At 67.8% G+C, this 16,406-nt stretch carries 8 protein-coding genes and 3 rRNA genes; 10 read left to right on the top strand and 1 reads right to left on the bottom strand.

What is annotated here, in order from left to right:
* Window positions 1-217: 217 nt before the first annotated feature.
* Entirely contained in the window at window positions 218-1,336 is a 1,119-nt protein-coding gene (locus BLU95_RS25455) for an ABC transporter substrate-binding protein (protein WP_231977781.1), read from the bottom strand.
* A 404-nt stretch (window positions 1,337-1,740) separates the two neighbouring features.
* On the opposite strand from BLU95_RS25455, the gene BLU95_RS25460 reads away from it, so the two are divergent.
* From BLU95_RS25460 to BLU95_RS25510, 10 genes are all read left to right on the top strand, one after another.
* Complete coding sequence (locus BLU95_RS25460; protein WP_093862027.1) at window positions 1,741-3,255, top strand: APC family permease; 1,515 nt, start codon at window positions 1,741-1,743, stop codon at window positions 3,253-3,255.
* Window positions 3,256-3,574: 319 nt separating this feature from the next.
* Window positions 3,575-4,609, top strand: a complete 1,035-nt coding sequence (gene trpS / locus BLU95_RS25465) for a tryptophan--tRNA ligase (protein WP_231978842.1) — start codon at window positions 3,575-3,577, stop codon at window positions 4,607-4,609.
* A gap of 139 nt (window positions 4,610-4,748) precedes the next feature.
* Window positions 4,749-5,744: a S66 peptidase family protein gene (locus tag BLU95_RS25470; RefSeq protein ID WP_093862029.1), complete on the top strand. Its 996-nt coding sequence runs from the start codon at window positions 4,749-4,751 to the stop codon at window positions 5,742-5,744.
* A 9-nt stretch (window positions 5,745-5,753) separates the two neighbouring features.
* Window positions 5,754-6,470 (top strand): nucleoside/nucleotide kinase family protein, encoded by a 717-nt coding sequence (locus BLU95_RS25475; RefSeq protein WP_093862030.1) that lies wholly within the window; start codon window positions 5,754-5,756, stop codon window positions 6,468-6,470.
* A gap of 544 nt (window positions 6,471-7,014) precedes the next feature.
* Window positions 7,015-8,538, top strand: a 16S ribosomal RNA gene (locus BLU95_RS25485).
* Between the two features lie 282 nt (window positions 8,539-8,820).
* Window positions 8,821-11,943: ribosomal RNA gene (locus tag BLU95_RS25490) — 23S ribosomal RNA — on the top strand.
* Between the two features lie 85 nt (window positions 11,944-12,028).
* Window positions 12,029-12,145 (top strand): 5S ribosomal RNA (gene rrf, locus BLU95_RS25495).
* The 16S, 23S and 5S rRNA genes sit together here, the layout of an rRNA operon.
* A gap of 272 nt (window positions 12,146-12,417) precedes the next feature.
* Window positions 12,418-15,003, top strand: a complete 2,586-nt coding sequence (locus tag BLU95_RS25500) for a DUF4118 domain-containing protein (RefSeq protein WP_093865122.1) — start codon at window positions 12,418-12,420, stop codon at window positions 15,001-15,003.
* A 193-nt stretch (window positions 15,004-15,196) separates the two neighbouring features.
* Window positions 15,197-15,877 carry a response regulator gene (locus tag BLU95_RS25505; RefSeq protein WP_030397355.1) on the top strand — a complete coding sequence of 227 codons (681 nt, stop codon included), beginning with the start codon at window positions 15,197-15,199 and terminating at the stop codon, window positions 15,875-15,877.
* A gap of 120 nt (window positions 15,878-15,997) precedes the next feature.
* The gene (locus BLU95_RS25510; protein WP_030397356.1) at window positions 15,998-16,405 is read left to right on the top strand and encodes an OB-fold nucleic acid binding domain-containing protein; all 408 of its coding nucleotides are present in this window, start codon (window positions 15,998-16,000) and stop codon (window positions 16,403-16,405) included.
* The last annotated feature ends 1 nt before the right edge of the window (window position 16,406 follow it).

Here is a 16,406-nt window from a genome sequence, read left to right on the forward strand (position 1 = left end):
GCTCCAAGCGGGTTTCCGCCCCCTGCGCCCCACAACACCGTCATGCCCCACGAGTCCCCCTCGTACCACCGGTCCCACCTGCACAACAGCCTGACGTCCCATCGGGCTCCCCGGTTCCCGACCCGGCTGCCGGGGCCCGGCCGCTCCCCGTACGGGCCTCACCGGCCCCCGGGGCCCCGACCCCCGGCCCCGGCCCTCCCCCCCGGGAGGGAGCCGGTCAGGCGCCGGGCGCCACGAAGCCCTTCAGGTCGGACAGGACGACGTTGGCGGCGGCCACGCCGAGCCCGAGGAACCAGGTCTCGTCCGGGACCGGCCGCGCCTGACCGGACTTGACCGCGCCGAGGGTCTTCCAGAGCGCCCCGCCGAGCACCGCGTCCTGGTTGGTGGAGCTGGGGGTGCCGTAGACCCCGTAGAAGATCCAGTCGGCGTCCGCCTTGTCGATCTGCTCGGGGCCGATCTCCACCGCGAGCTCCTTGACCTGCTCGATCGCGGGCTGTGGCAGCCGGACGTCGGTGAGGACGGTGCCGATGAAGGACAGCTCCGCGTACAGCCGGGTCTTGCCGGGCATGAAGCGCAGCGGCGTGATGGTGGGCCGCTTGTCGCCGAGCGCGGCACCGATCGCCGATGCCGCCGCCTGGTAGGCGTCCAGCTGGGCCCTGGCCTCCGCCTCCAGGCCGAACGGGCTCGCGTTGAGCACGAAGTTCTGCTTCCACGGGTAGCCGGGGCGCAGCGAGAAGACGGTCGGCGCGATCTTGGAGAGCTGCTGGTACTGGTCCTGGGCGCGCAGCTGGCTGCCGAGGATCAGGTCGGGCTTGAGCGCGGCGATGGCTTCCAGGTTGAGGCTGTTGATGGTGCCGACGGCGGCGGGGTTGCCGGCCCTGTCCTTGAGGTAGGACGGCATGGTCTTGGAGCCGTCGGTGTGGACCACGCCGACCGGCTGGATGCCGAGCGAGACGACGTTGTCGAGCTCGCCGGTGTCGAGGACGACGACCCGGGTCGGCTTCGCCGGGACGACGGTCTCGCCCAGCGCGTGCCGGATCGTCCGCGGGTAGACGCCGGGGGCGGCGTCGGTGCCGAAGCCCTTCATCTTCTCGATCACGGTGGCGTAGTCGTCGCCGCCCTGCTTGACGGACTTCTGGTCCGGCGAGGAACCGCCGGAGGGCTTCGCCGTGCCGCCGGAGCCACCCGGTCCGGTCGACCCGCCGGAGCCGTCCGAGCTGCCGCAGGCGGTGAGGAGTCCGCCGAGGCCGAGCACGGCGCCGCCGGTGAGTGCCGCGGTGAGCAGGGCCCGTCGGCCGGGGCGGGGGGTGGTCGGGTGGCCGGGGGTGGGGGACACGCGGCGCTCCTTCGGGGGTGGAATGTCGGTTAGGCAAGGCAAACCTATCCGACGTCACCGAAGGGTCCCGCGCCGCGCCCGTCGGGCCCGCGGGGTCGATGTCAAAACGTCTCAAAACGTGACACGGCGGGCGAATCGATTCCGTCACAGCCCTTTGAAATAAAGGTACACGCCCTTATGGCCCATGCATCATCGGCCAACGCTCAGCTTTGCTCGGGCGAATCGAAGGGAGTGGTTCAAATCACCAAGGGTTGGCCTACTCAACCTTCGGTACCCGCACCTAGGGTGCGCAGGTGTTTGATCAGCAGCTCTCAGAGCACGGAAGCAGCGGCCGGGCAACGGCGCCCGCCGCTCCGCAGGGTGCCCCGGTCAGTGGTGCCAGTGGTGGAGCCCCCGACACGGGGGTGGCGGGGGCGACGGGGGCAGCGGGGGACAAGGGTCTACGGGGAAACTCCGTCGGCCTGCTGAGCAGCGTGGTCCTGGGCGTCTCCACGGTCGCCCCGGTCTACTGCCTGACCGCCACCCTGGGACCGACGGTCACCGCCGTCGGTGTCCAGATGCCCGCGGTCTTCCTGGCCGGCTTCCTGCCGATGCTGCTCGTCGCGTTCGCGTACAAGGAACTGAACAAGGACTTCCCGGACTGCGGCACGTCCTTCACCTGGACGGTCAAGGCCTTCGGCCCCCGCGTCGGCTGGATGGCAGGCTGGGGCCTGACGGTCGCCACCATCATCGTGCTGTCCAACCTCGCCGGGGTGGCCACCGACTTCCTGTACCTCATGCTCGGCGAGATGACCGGCAGCGGAGCCGTCGCCGACCTCAACGACAACAAGGCCGTCCATCTGGCCACCGTCGTCGTCCTGATCGCCGCCGCCACCGCGATGAGCTACCGCGGCATGACGGCCACCAAGTGGTTCCAGTACAGCCTGGTCGGGCTCCAGCTCGCCGTCCTGCTGCTGTTCGCGGGCATCGCCATCGGCAAGGCCGCCACCGGGGACCTGCCCGACTCCATCGGCTTCTCCGCCTCCTGGCTCAACCCGCTCGAGGTGGGCTCGTTCAGCGCCTTCACCGCCGGCCTCTCGCTCTCGATCTTCATGTACTGGGGCTGGGACACCTGCCTCACCATGAACGAGGAGACCAGCGGCAGCGCCAAGACCCCGGGCCGGGCCGCGATGATCTCGATGGTCACCCTGGTCGGCTCCTACCTGCTGGTCGCCGTCGCCGCCCAGATGTTCGCCGGCGTCGGCAGCACCGGCAACGGCCTCGGCAACCCGGACACCGCCGACAACGTCTTCTCCGCCCTGGCCCGGCCGGTCCTCGGCTCGCCGTGGAGCATCCTGCTCTTCCTGGCCGTCGTCGCCAGCGCCGCCGCCAGCCTGCAGACCACCTTCATCCCGGTCGCCCGGACCCTGCTCGCGATGAGCGCCTACCGGGCGGTGCCGCCCCGCTTCGGCACCGTCCACCCGCGCCACCGCACCCCCGGCTTCGCCACCCTCGCCGCCGGTGCCGCCACCGCCGTGTTCTACGTCGGCATGAGCGTCATCAGCGAGAACGTCGTCCAGGACACCATCCTGGCCCTCGGCCTGATGATCTGCTTCTACTACGCGCTGACCGCCTTCGCCTGCGTCTGGTACTTCCGCCACTCGCTCCGCAACAGCCTGCGCGACCTCGTGCTCAAGGGCCTCGCCCCGCTGCTCGGCGGCCTGCTGCTGAGCGGGGTCTTCCTGCAGACCCTCACCGACGCCTGGGACCCGGAGTACGGCAGCGGCGCCGTCCTCGGCATCGGCTCGGTGTTCGTCATCGGCGTCGGGATCCTGCTGCTCGGCGCGGTGCTCATGTTCGTGTACAGCGTCTACCGGCCCGCGTTCTTCCGCGGCGAGACCCTCCGCCAGGACACCCCCGCCCTCGTCGTCGAGGACTGACGGGCGACGGAGCATCGCGGAACGCCGTGGCACGGAAGCCGTAATCCGGCGGCGGACCGGCCCCGGTGACCGCTACCCTCGAACCCATGAAGCGCTTCGCAGGTCTCGACTGGTGGCCGTCCTAGGACGGCCACCAGCCACGCCTGACCAGGGCCGTCCGGGATGGACGGCCCTGCTGCGTTTCTCCGACGGGACGGGCCCCGAGCCCCGGACGGCCGCGACCACCGCCGTACCGAGGAGAAGCCCCGTGACCACCCTGGCCACCGCGAACACCACGACCGCCCCGACCGCCCCGAACGACCCGAACGACCCCGCCGACCTGGCCGGGCTCGCCGAGCTCGACGAGGGCGTCCGCGCCGACCCGGCCGCCCACCGCGTCCTCACCGGCGACCGCCCCACCGGCCCGCTCCACCTGGGCCACTACTTCGGCAGCCTGCGCAACCGGGTCCACCTCCAGCGCCTCGGCGTCGAGATGTTCCTCGTCATCCCCGACTACCAGGTCATCACCGACCGGGACCTCGCCGACCGCCTCGCCGAACACACCGAGAACCTCGTCGTCGACTACCTCGCCACCGGAATCGACGCCGACCGCGCCACGATCTTCACCCACAGCTCCGTTCCCGCCCTCAACCAGCTGCTCCTGCCCTTCCTCAGCCTGGTCAGCGTCGCCGAACTCCACCGCAACCCCACCGTCAAGGACGAGATCGCCCACTCCAGCCAGGCCGGTGTGAACGGACTGATGCTCACCTACCCCGTCCACCAGGCCGCCGACATCCTCTTCTGCAAGGCCGACCTCGTCCCCGTCGGCAAGGACCAGCTGCCGCACCTCGAAGTCGCCCGCACCGTCGCCCGCCGCTTCGACGAGCGCTACCCGCACCCCGACGGCACCCCCGTCTTCCCCCGCCCCCGCGCCCTGCTCTCCGCCGCACCGCTGCTCCTCGGCACCGACGGCGGCAAGATGAGCAAGAGCCGCGGCAACTCCGTCCCGCTCGCCGCCGACGAGGACACCACCGCCCGCCTGCTCAAGGGCGCGAAGACCGACGCCGACCGCCGGATCACCTACGACCCCGTCGGCCGCCCCGAGGTCGCCAACCTCCTCCTGCTCGCCGGCCTCTGCCAGGACCGCGCCCCCGAGGACCTCGCCGAGGAGATCGGCGACGGCGGCGCGGCCGCCCTCAAGCGCACGGTCACCGAGGCCGTGAACGAACACCTCCGCCCGATCCGCGCCCGCCGCGCCGAACTCGCCGCCGACCGGGGCCACATCCGCCAGGTCCTGCGCACCGGCTCCGAACGCGCCAACTCGATCGCCGACGCCACCCTCACCGAAGTGCGGGCCGTCATGGGATCGCTGTGACCGCGGCAGGGGCATAACCTCTCGGGGCCGGTCCCGCGCCGGCCCCGGGAGCACCCGTCCCGGGAGCAGCCGTCCCGCGAACACCGCGCCCCGCGAACACCGCGCCCCGCGAACACCCCGACCCGGAAGGAACCCGGCCATGGACCAGCACCCGACCACCCCCGGCCGAGGGCTGACCCGCCCGCCGCACCTCCGCCCCGGGGACCACATCGCCGTGGTCGCCACCAGCGGCCCCATCGACCCGCAGCGGCTCGACGCGGGCACCGCCGTCCTCCGCTCCTGGGGGCTGCGCGTCACCGTCGCCCCGCACGTCCTCGACACCCACCCCGTCCTCGGCCACCTCGCGGGCACCGACGCCGACCGCGCCGCCGACCTCCAGGCCGCCTGGCTCGACCCCACCGTCGACGCCGTCATCTGTGCCCGCGGCGGCTACGGCGTCCACCGCATGGTCGACCTCCTCGACTGGGACGCCATGCGCGCCGTCCCGCCCAAGATCCTTATCGGCTTCAGCGACGTCTCCTCCCTGCACGAGGCCTTCGCCCAGCGCCTCGGCCTCGCCACCCTCTACGGACCGATGAGCGCCACCGCCGGCTTCATCGGCGACGCGCGCACCGCCGAACACCTGCGCAGCACCCTCTTCGACCCCGCCGCGACCACCGTCATCACCTCGCCCACCGCCACCACCCTCGTCCCCGGCCGGGCCCGCGGCGTCACCGCGGGCGGCTGCACCCACGTCCTCGCCGCCGAGCGCGGCACCCCCGCGGCCCGCCCCTCCTACGCCGGCAGCATCCTGATCCTCGAGGACGTCAACGAGCACCCGTACCAGCTCGACCGCCTCCTGACGCAGTTCCTGCGCTCCGGGGCCTTCGACGGCGTCACCGGGATCGCCCTCGGCTCCTGGGAGGGCTGCGGTCCGCTCGACCGGGTCCGGGACGTCATGCTCGACCGGCTGGGACCGCTCGGCGTCCCCGTCGTCTGGGAGCTCGGCTTCGGCCACTGCCCGTCCACCCTCACCGTCCCGCTCGGCGTCCCGGCCCTGCTCGACGCCCACGCCGGCACCCTCACCCTGGACCTGCCCGCCCTCGCCGCCCCCGCCCAGCCGGGGCCGGTCCGCCGGGACAGGTCCGCTGAGTAGGGTTCGCCCATGAACGCGGACCGCACCACCGGGGACCGCACGGGGGACACCCCCGGCGCCGACGACCTGACGGCCCTCGCCCTCGGCCTGCTGCGAGGCCCCGGAAGCGAGGCCCGCACCATCCTCGGACTCGCCGGCCCGCCCGCGGCCGGCAAGTCCACCCTGGCCCGGCACCTCGTCGCCGAGGTCGAGCGCCGCGAGGGCCCGGGCAGTGCCGCCTACCTCCCCCTCGACGGCTTCCACCTCTCCGCCGTCCAGCTCGACCGCCTCGGCCTCGGCCACCGCAAGGGCGCACCCGCCACCTTCGACGCGCACGGTTACGTCGCCCTGCTGCGCCGGGTCGCCACCGAGCGGTTCCAGGACATCTACGCCCCCGACTTCGACCGGGGCCTCGACGAACCGGTGGCCGCCCGCCACGTCGTCCACCCGCGGGCCCGCCTGGTCGTGACCGAGGGCAACTACCTCGCCTCCGCCGACCGCCCCTGGCCGGAGGCCCGCCGGCTGCTGCGCGAGCTCTGGTACGTCGAGGCCGACGACGCGGTCCGCGAGGCCCGTCTCCTCGACCGCCACCGCGCCGGCGGCCGCGACGAGGCCACCGCCCGCCGCTGGGTCACCGGCAACGACCACCCCAACGGCGAGTACGTGAAGGCCGGCCGTGCCGTCTGCACCCGCATCGTTCGCACGGACTGTTTGCCTTTGCCTCCGAATGGGCGTAGTGTTCTGTAGTCGCTCGGCTGGGAGCACCGGACACGCATCGGCGCGGACGGTCCCGGGGCGGCCAATCCTCTGAAACACCACCTCTTCCCGTTTCGGGCCGAGGCGTGTCGTTATTTCTTTCGATACGTTCCGGCTCAGGGTCTATTCGGTGTGCCTGTTTTCGGGGATTGCGGCCGGATTCGCTTTTCGGAGCGGGGATCGGCTAGAGTTTGAAACGTCGGACGGGGCGTCAAGCCGCAGAAGACACCAGCGAGTTGGGTGAAGGAAGCGCCGGGAACGGCACGGAAAACATCTGATAAGCTGGGAACACGAAAGAACGAAGCGCCCGGAGGGCCGGTGTGAAAGCCGCCTGAAGGAAGTGTCCGTTCCTTGAGAACTCAACAGCGTGCCAAAAGTCAACGCCAGATATGTTGACATCCCCGGCCTCAGGGTTTCCTGGGGTTGGAGATTCCTTTTGAAGTAAACACTAGCGAGGACGCAGTGCGCGGGGCCGCCCTATTCCGGTGGTTGCCGTGCCGCTCGACGCGAGTGCTGACCCGATTACGGGTAATCATTCACGGAGAGTTTGATCCTGGCTCAGGACGAACGCTGGCGGCGTGCTTAACACATGCAAGTCGAACGGTGAAGCCTTTCGGGGTGGATCAGTGGCGAACGGGTGAGTAACACGTGGGCAATCTGCCCTGCACTCTGGGACAAGCCCTGGAAACGGGGTCTAATACCGGATATGACCCGGGACCGCATGGTCCTGGGTGTAAAGCTCCGGCGGTGCAGGATGAGCCCGCGGCCTATCAGCTTGTTGGTGGGGTAATGGCCTACCAAGGCGACGACGGGTAGCCGGCCTGAGAGGGCGACCGGCCACACTGGGACTGAGACACGGCCCAGACTCCTACGGGAGGCAGCAGTGGGGAATATTGCACAATGGGCGAAAGCCTGATGCAGCGACGCCGCGTGAGGGACGACGGCCTTCGGGTTGTAAACCTCTTTCAGCAGGGAAGAAGCGCAAGTGACGGTACCTGCAGAAGAAGCACCGGCTAACTACGTGCCAGCAGCCGCGGTAATACGTAGGGTGCGAGCGTTGTCCGGAATTATTGGGCGTAAAGAGCTCGTAGGCGGCCTGTCGCGTCGGATGTGAAAGCCCGGGGCTCAACCCCGGGTCTGCATTCGATACGGGCAGGCTGGAGTGTGGTAGGGGAGATCGGAATTCCTGGTGTAGCGGTGAAATGCGCAGATATCAGGAGGAACACCGGTGGCGAAGGCGGATCTCTGGGCCATTACTGACGCTGAGGAGCGAAAGCGTGGGGAGCGAACAGGATTAGATACCCTGGTAGTCCACGCCGTAAACGTTGGGAACTAGGTGTTGGCGACATTCCACGTCGTCGGTGCCGCAGCTAACGCATTAAGTTCCCCGCCTGGGGAGTACGGCCGCAAGGCTAAAACTCAAAGGAATTGACGGGGGCCCGCACAAGCAGCGGAGCATGTGGCTTAATTCGACGCAACGCGAAGAACCTTACCAAGGCTTGACATATGCCGGAAACGTCCAGAGATGGGCGCCCCCTTGTGGTCGGTATACAGGTGGTGCATGGTTGTCGTCAGCTCGTGTCGTGAGATGTTGGGTTAAGTCCCGCAACGAGCGCAACCCTTGTTCTGTGTTGCCAGCATGCCTTTCGGGGTGATGGGGACTCACAGGAGACTGCCGGGGTCAACTCGGAGGAAGGTGGGGACGACGTCAAATCATCATGCCCCTTATGTCTTGGGCTGCACACGTGCTACAATGGTCGGTACAAAGGGCTGCGATGCCGCGAGGCGGAGCGAATCCCAAAAAGCCGGCCTCAGTTCGGATTGGGGTCTGCAACTCGACCCCATGAAGTTGGAGTTGCTAGTAATCGCAGATCAGCATGCTGCGGTGAATACGTTCCCGGGCCTTGTACACACCGCCCGTCACGTCACGAAAGTCGGTAACACCCGAAGCCGGTGGCCTAACCCGTAAGGGGAGGAGCCGTCGAAGGTGGGACCAGCGATTGGGACGAAGTCGTAACAAGGTAGCCGTACCGGAAGGTGCGGCTGGATCACCTCCTTTCTAAGGAGCAATGTGCCGCTTGCAGGCGAATGTTCTGCACGGTCGCTCATGGGTGGAACGTTGACTATTCGGCACACTGGATCGGCTTCTGCAAGTACTGCTTCGGCGTGGAACGCGGTTGATCGATTCTGGGTGTCGGGCACGTTGTTGGGTCCTGAGGGAACGGCCGTAAGGCTGTTGCTTCAGAGATGCCGGTCTCATGTGCGGCAGCCTGCTTGCGGGTTGTCGGGTATGAGGGTCTGGTCGTTGTTTGAGAACTGCACAGTGGACGCGAGCATCTGTGGCCAAGTTTTTAAGGGCGCACGGTGGATGCCTTGGCACCAGGAACCGATGAAGGACGTGGGAGGCCACGATAGTCCCCGGGGAGCCGTCAACCAGGCTTTGATCCGGGGGTTTCCGAATGGGGAAACCCGGCAGTCGTCATGGGCTGTCACCCATACCTGAACACATAGGGTATGTGGAGGGAACGCGGGGAAGTGAAACATCTCAGTACCCGCAGGAAGAGAAAACAACCGTGATTCCGGGAGTAGTGGCGAGCGAAACCGGATGAGGCTAAACCGTGATGGTGTGAGACCCGGCAGGGGTTGCCATCACGGGGTCGTGGGATTTTTCTTGACCGGTCTGCCGGCCGGTCGGCGAGTCAGAAACCGTATGGATAGTCGAAGGACATGCGAAAGGTCCGGCGTAGAGGGTAAGACCCCCGTAGGCGAAATCTGTACGGCTCGTTTGAGAAACTCCCAAGTAGCACGGGGCCCGAGAAATCCCGTGTGAATCTGGCGGGACCACCCGCTAAGCCTAAATATTCCCTGGTGACCGATAGCGGATAGTACCGTGAGGGAATGGTGAAAAGTACCGCGGGAGCGGAGTGAAATAGTACCTGAAACCGTGTGCCTACAAGCCGTGGGAGCGTCGGACATGCAGCTTGCTGTGTGTCTCGTGACTGCGTGCCTTTTGAAGAATGAGCCTGCGAGTTTGCGGTGTGTAGCGAGGTTAACCCGTGTGGGGTAGCCGTAGCGAAAGCGAGTCCGAACAGGGCGATACAGTTGCATGCCCAAGACCCGAAGCGGAGTGATCTAGCCATGGGCAGGTTGAAGCGGAGGTAAGACTTCGTGGAGGACCGAACCCACCAGGGTTGAAAACCTGGGGGATGACCTGTGGTTAGGGGTGAAAGGCCAATCAAACTCCGTGATAGCTGGTTCTCCCCGAAATGCATTTAGGTGCAGCGTCACGTGTTTCTTGCCGGAGGTAGAGCACTGGATAGGCGATGGGCCTCACCGGGTTACTGACCTTAGCCAAACTCCGAATGCCGGTAAGTGAGAGCGTGGCAGTGAGACTGTGGGGGATAAGCTCCATGGTCGAGAGGGAAACAGCCCAGAACACCGACTAAGGTCCCTAAGCGTGTGCTAAGTGGGAAAGGATGTGGAGTCGCAGAGACAACCAGGAGGTTGGCTTAGAAGCAGCCACCCTTGAAAGAGTGCGTAATAGCTCACTGGTCAAGTGATTCCGCGCCGACAATGTAGCGGGGCTCAAGCACATCACCGAAGTCGTGTCATTGCAGCATGAAGGGCCAACGCCTGCTGTGATGGGTAGGGGAGCGTCGTGTGCCGGGTGAAGCGGCGGTGGAAACCAGTCGTGGACGGTATACGAGTGAGAATGCAGGCATGAGTAGCGATACAAGAGTGGGAAACTCTTGCGCCGATTGACCAAGGGTTCCTGGGTCAAGCTGATCTGCCCAGGGTAAGTCGGGACCTAAGGCGAGGCCGACAGGCGTAGTCGATGGACAACGGGTTGATATTCCCGTACCCGCTTTGAAGCGCCAACGCTGAACCCTCTGATGCTAAGCCCGTGAAGCCGGCCCGGAGTCTTCGGACAATGGGACGTGGTGGAGCCGGCGGCCCAACGGGGTATTAGGTGAGCGATGGGGTGACGCAGGAAGGTAGTCCAGCCCGGGCGGTGGTTGTCCCGGGGTAAGGGTGTAGGCCGAGTGATAGGCAAATCCGTCACTCATTGAGGCTGAGACCTGATGCCGAGCCGATTGTGGTGAAGTGGATGATCCTATGCTGTCGAGAAAAGCCTCTAGCGAGTTTCATGGCGGCCCGTACCCCAAACCGACTCAGGTGGTCAGGTAGAGAATACCGAGGCGTTCGGGTGAACTATGGTTAAGGAACTCGGCAAAATGCCCCCGTAACTTCGGGAGAAGGGGGGCCATTCCTGGTGACGGCACTTGCTGCCAGAGCTGGGGGTGGCCGCAGAGACCAGCGAGAAGCGACTGTTTACTAAAAACACAGGTCCGTGCGAAGCCGTAAGGCGATGTATACGGACTGACGCCTGCCCGGTGCTGGAACGTTAAGGGGACCGGTTAGCTCTGATTCGTCGGGGCGAAGCTGAGAACTTAAGCGCCAGTAAACGGCGGTGGTAACTATAACCATCCTAAGGTAGCGAAATTCCTTGTCGGGTAAGTTCCGACCTGCACGAATGGCGTAACGACTTCTCGACTGTCTCAACCATAGGCCCGGTGAAATTGCATTACGAGTAAAGATGCTCGTTTCGCGCAGCAGGACGGAAAGACCCCGGGACCTTTACTATAGCTTGATATTGGTGTTCGGTTCGGCTTGTGTAGGATAGGTGGGAGACTTTGAAGCCGTGACGCCAGTCATGGTGGAGTCGTCGTTGAAATACCACTCTGGTCGTGCTGGATGTCTAACCTGGGTCCGTGATCCGGATCAGGGACAGTGTCTGGTGGGTAGTTTAACTGGGGCGGTTGCCTCCTAAAGAGTAACGGAGGCGCCCAAAGGTTCCCTCAGCCTGGTTGGCAATCAGGTGTTGAGTGTAAGTGCACAAGGGAGCTTGACTGTGAGACTGACGGGTCGAGCAGGGACGAAAGTCGGGACTAGTGATCCGGCGGTGGCTTGTGGAAGCGCCGTCGCTCAACGGATAAAAGGTACCCCGGGGATAACAGGCTGATCTTCCCCAAGAGTCCATATCGACGGGATGGTTTGGCACCTCGATGTCGGCTCGTCGCATCCTGGGGCTGGAGTAGGTCCCAAGGGTTGGGCTGTTCGCCCATTAAAGCGGTACGCGAGCTGGGTTTAGAACGTCGTGAGACAGTTCGGTCCCTATCCGCTGTGCGCGTAGGAGTGTTGAGAAGGGCTGTCCCTAGTACGAGAGGACCGGGACGGACGAACCTCTGGTGTGCCAGTTGTCCTGCCAAGGGCATGGCTGGTTGGCTACGTTCGGGAGGGATAACCGCTGAAAGCATCTAAGCGGGAAGCCTGCTTCGAGATGAGCACTCCCACCTCCTTGAGAGGGTAAGGCTCCCAGTAGACGACTGGGTTGATAGGCCGGATATGGAAGCCCTGTGAGGGGTGGAGTTGACCGGTACTAATAGGCCGAGGGCTTGTCCTCAGTTGCTCGCGTCCACTGTGTTGTTCTGAAACAACGACCCCCATGACATGGCCTGTCGTGGGTGCGGTTGACAGTTTCATAGTGTTTCGGTGGTCATAGCGTGAGGGAAACGCCCGGTTACATTCCGAACCCGGAAGCTAAGCCTCACAGCGCCGATGGTACTGCAGGGGGGACCCTGTGGGAGAGTAGGACGCCGCCGAACAATCTTTGTGAAGAACCCCCGTCGGGAAACCGGCGGGGGTTCTTTGCGTTGTGCCCGAATTCTGCGGAGAAAGCCGTGAATTCGCCGGCACGGCAGGCCCCGAGCCGCCCCGGCCGGGCGCGGCACCCTCCGCAGCCCATCAAAATGGCGCTAAAACTCCCAGCTCAAGGCCCGGATCGCTGGCAAAGCGACGTCTTCGCCGTAGTCTCGAAGGCGAAGGGAACTGGTGTCCGGGATGGCCGCCAGCTTCGGTCGGATCAAGAATGGTGCACATGGGACGCGGCAGGCTACGGATCTACCTCGGGGCGGCCCCCGGGGTCGGCAAGACGTACGCCATGCTCGCGGAGGCGCACCGGCGGCTGGAGCGCGGCACGGACGTCGTGGTCGCGTTCGTCGAGGACCACGGGCGCCGGCACACGGCGGCCCAGGCGGAGGGCCTCGAGCTGGTGCCGCGGCGGGAGCTGACGCACCGCGGGGCCGTCTTCACGGAGCTGGACCTGGACGCGCTGCTGGCGCGCCGGCCGCAGGTGGCTCTGGTGGACGAGCTGGCACACACCAATGTGCCGGGGTGCCGGAACGAGAAGCGCTGGCAGGACGTCGAGGAACTGCTCGCGGCCGGGATCGATGTCATCTCGACGGTGAACATCCAGCACCTGGAGTCGCTCGGGGACGTGGTCGAGGGCATCACCGGAGTGCGGCAGCGGGAGACCGTGCCGGACGAGGCGGTGCGCCGGGCGGACCAGATCGAGCTGGTCGACATGTCGCCGCAGGCGCTCCGGCGCCGGCTCGCGCACGGCAACGTGTACGCGCCGGAGAAGGTCGACGCGGCGCTCGCCAACTACTTCCGGCCGGGGAACCTGACGGCGCTGCGGGAGCTGGCGCTGCTGTGGACGGCCGACCGGGTCGACGAGTACCTGCAGAAGTACCGGGCCGAACAGGGGATCAAGGGCACCTGGCAGGCGCGCGAGCGGATCGTGGTCGGTCTGACGGGCGGTCCGGAGGGTGCCACGCTGATCCGCCGGGCGGCCCGGATCGCGGCCCGCGGATCGGGCGGTGAGCTGCTGGCCGTGCACATCTCCCGCTCGGACGGGCTCGCCGGTTCCGGCTCGGGGTCCTCGCAGGCGCTGATCGAGCAGCGGGCGCTGGTGGAGAGCCTGGGCGGTTCGTACCACGCGGTGCTGGGGGACGATCCGGCCGCCGGACTGCTGGAGTTCGCCCGCGGGGTGAACGCGACCCAGATCGTGCTGGGCACCAGCCGCCGCCCGGCCTGGCAGTACGTCTACGGCCCCGGTGTGAGCGGCACGGTGACCCGGGAGTCGGGCGACATCGACGTGCACATCGTCACGCACGAGCACGAGGCGAAGGGCCGGGGGCGGATCCCGGTCCGCCGGGTGACCGACCTCGGCCGGACGCGGACGGTCGCGGGCTGGCTGATCGGGGTGGCGGGGCCGCCGCTGCTGGCGCTGCTGCTGATCAACGTGGACGGTCTCGGCCTGACCACGGACATGCTGCTGTTCCTGTCGCTGACGGTGTGCGCGGCGCTGGTGGGCGGCCTGTACCCGGCGATGGCCTCGGCGCTGGTCAGTTCCTCGGCGCTGAACTACTACTTCGCTCCACCGATACACACCTTCACGATCGACGAGCCGCAGAACATCCTGGCGGTGGCGATATTCACCGCCGTCGGCATCGCCGTGGCCTCGGTGGTCGACCTGGCGGCCCGGCGGACCCATCAGGCGGCCCGCAGCCAGGCCGAGGCGCAGACGCTCAGCGCGCTGGCGGGCACGGTGCTGCGCGGGGCGCCCAGCGGGGACGGGGTGCTGACCGCGCTGATGGAGCAGGTCCGGGAGACCTTCCAGCAGGAATCGGCGGCGCTGCTGGAGCGGTCCGACCCGCTCGGGGCGTGGCACCCGGTGGCGACGGCGGGCCCGCGCCCGCCGCAGCGGCCGGAGACGGCCGACGTCGACGTGCCGGTCGGGGAGAACCTGGCCCTGGCGCTGCGGGGCCGGGTGCTGCCGGGTGAGGACCGGCGGCTGCTCGGCGCGTTCGCGGCCCAGGCCGCCGTGGTGCTGGAGCGCCGGCGGCTGGCGGGGGAGGCGGCGGCCGCGCGCCGCGAGGCGGAGGGCAACCGGATCCGGACCGCGCTGCTGGCGGCGGTCTCGCACGATCTGCGGACCCCGCTGGCCGGGATCAAGGCCTCGGTGAGTTCGCTCCGCTCGGCGGACGTGGAGTGGGACGAGGCGGACGAGGCGGAGCTGCTGGCCGGGATCGAGGAGGGCGCGGACCGGCTCGACCACCTGATCAACAATCTGCTCGACATGAGCCGGCTGCAGACCGGTACGGTCACCCCGCTGATCCAGGAGACGGATCTGGACGAGGTGGTGCCGTTCGCACTGGGCGGTGTCCCGCCGGGAGCCGTCCGGCTGGACGTGCCGGAGTCCCTGCCGATGATCCGGGCGGACGGCGGGCTGCTGGAACGCTCGCTCGCCAATCTGATCGAGAACGCCGTGAAGTACAGCCCGGAGGGGGTGAAGGTGCTGGTCAAGGCCGGTGCGCTGCGGCCGCCGGGGGAGCCGGGCCGGGTCGAGCTGCGGATCGTGGACCGGGGCCCGGGAGTGCCGGAGGACGCCAAGGAGCGGATCTTCGCGCCCTTCCAGCGCTACGGCGACGCGCCGCGCGGGGCCGGGGTGGGGCTCGGGCTCGCGGTGGCGCGGGGCTTCGTCGAGGCGATGGACGGCTCCGTGACGGCCGAGGACACTCCGGGCGGCGGGCTGACCATGGTGGTCACCCTGCCGGCCGCCGAGCGGGTGCCCGGACCGGGGGACCCGCCGGGGCCCGGGCTTCCCGCGGCTCCCGCATGACCGGCGCCGCCCCGGGAGCGCCCGGGGCCGGACGGCTCCCCCCGTACGACTGCCCGCCCGGCGACCGTTCGCCCGGCCACCGTTCGCCCGAGAGCCGGGCCGCGGCCGCACGGCCGCCCGAAGGCCGGGCCCCGCACGACCGGTCGCCCGACGACCACCTCCCGATCCGACAGCCCCGAAAGGCGGAGCCTGCATGACCCGGGTCCTCGTCGTGGACGACGAACCGCAGATCGTCCGCGCGCTGGTGATCAACCTCAAGGCCCGCAAGTACGAGGTCGACGCGGCGCACGACGGCGCGAGCGCCCTGGAGCTCGCCGCCGCCCGCCACCCCGACGTCGTCGTCCTCGACCTCGGCCTGCCCGACATGGACGGGGTCGAGGTGATCAGGGGCCTGCGCGGCTGGACCCGGGTGCCGATCATCGTGCTCTCGGCCCGGCACGCCTCCGACGAGAAGGTCGAGGCCCTGGACGCGGGCGCCGACGACTACGTCACCAAGCCCTTCGGCATGGACGAACTGCTCGCCCGGATGCGCGCCGCCGTCCGCCGGGCCGAGCCGGTCGCGGGGGAGGACGACTCGGTGGTGGTCACCGAGAGCTTCACCGTCGACCTGGCGGCGAAGAAGGTGAACCGGGACGGCGGCGACATCCGCCTTACCCCGACCGAGTGGCATCTGCTGGAGGTCCTGGTCCGCAACGCGGGCCGCCTGGTCAGCCAGACCCAGCTGCTCCAGGAGGTGTGGGGACCGGCCTACCGCACCGAGACGAACTATCTGCGGGTGTACCTCGCCCAGCTGCGGCGCAAGCTCGAACGGGACCCCTCCCACCCGCGCCACTTCATCACCGAGCCGGGGATGGGCTACCGCTTCGAGGCGTGAGCGGGCGGCCGTCCGGGAGCGCGCGACGGCCGCCGCGGGACGTCAGGAGGAGGCCCGGGAGGCTCCCGGGCGTCCTGCGCGGCCTGCCGCCGGGGGCCCCGGAACCGGTACCCTTCCGGCATGAGTGGTGACAACAGCAGCGGCCAGCCACAGGGGCGCTTCCGCCGCATGCTCAGCCGGCTGACCTCCTCCGCGGAGGAGCTCCAGGCCGAGGAGCTGCGGCAGGAGATCGCGGCGGAGTCGGGCTGTACCCCGATCGCCAGCTGCGGGGACCGGGAACTGGTCACCGTCGCGGGCACCCTGCGCACCGTGACGCTGCGCCCGAGGGCCGGTGTGCCGGCCCTGGAGGCGGAGCTCTTCGACGGTACCGAGGCGCTGGACGTGGTGTGGCTCGGTCGCCGCTCCATCATGGGCATCGAGCCGGGGCGCCGTCTGGTCGCCAGCGGCCGGATCAGTCATGCGCGCGGTCGGCGGGTGCTGTTCAACCCCCGCTACGAGCTGCGTCCGGTCGGACACGGGAGCGAATGAG

The sequence above is a fragment of the Streptomyces sp. TLI_053 genome, assembly GCF_900105395.1.
Classification (GTDB): domain Bacteria; phylum Actinomycetota; class Actinomycetes; order Streptomycetales; family Streptomycetaceae; genus Kitasatospora.

Coding starts and splice junctions, on each gene's coding strand:
- BLU95_RS25505 (WP_030397355.1), top strand. CDS start 15,197: ATGACCCGGGTCCTCGTCGTGGACGACGAACCGCAGATCGTCCGCGCG.
- BLU95_RS25500 (WP_093865122.1), top strand. CDS start 12,418: ATGGGACGCGGCAGGCTACGGATCTACCTCGGGGCGGCCCCCGGGGTC.
- BLU95_RS25475 (WP_093862030.1), top strand. CDS start 5,754: ATGAACGCGGACCGCACCACCGGGGACCGCACGGGGGACACCCCCGGC.
- BLU95_RS25510 (WP_030397356.1), top strand. CDS start 15,998: ATGAGTGGTGACAACAGCAGCGGCCAGCCACAGGGGCGCTTCCGCCGC.
- BLU95_RS25470 (WP_093862029.1), top strand. CDS start 4,749: ATGGACCAGCACCCGACCACCCCCGGCCGAGGGCTGACCCGCCCGCCG.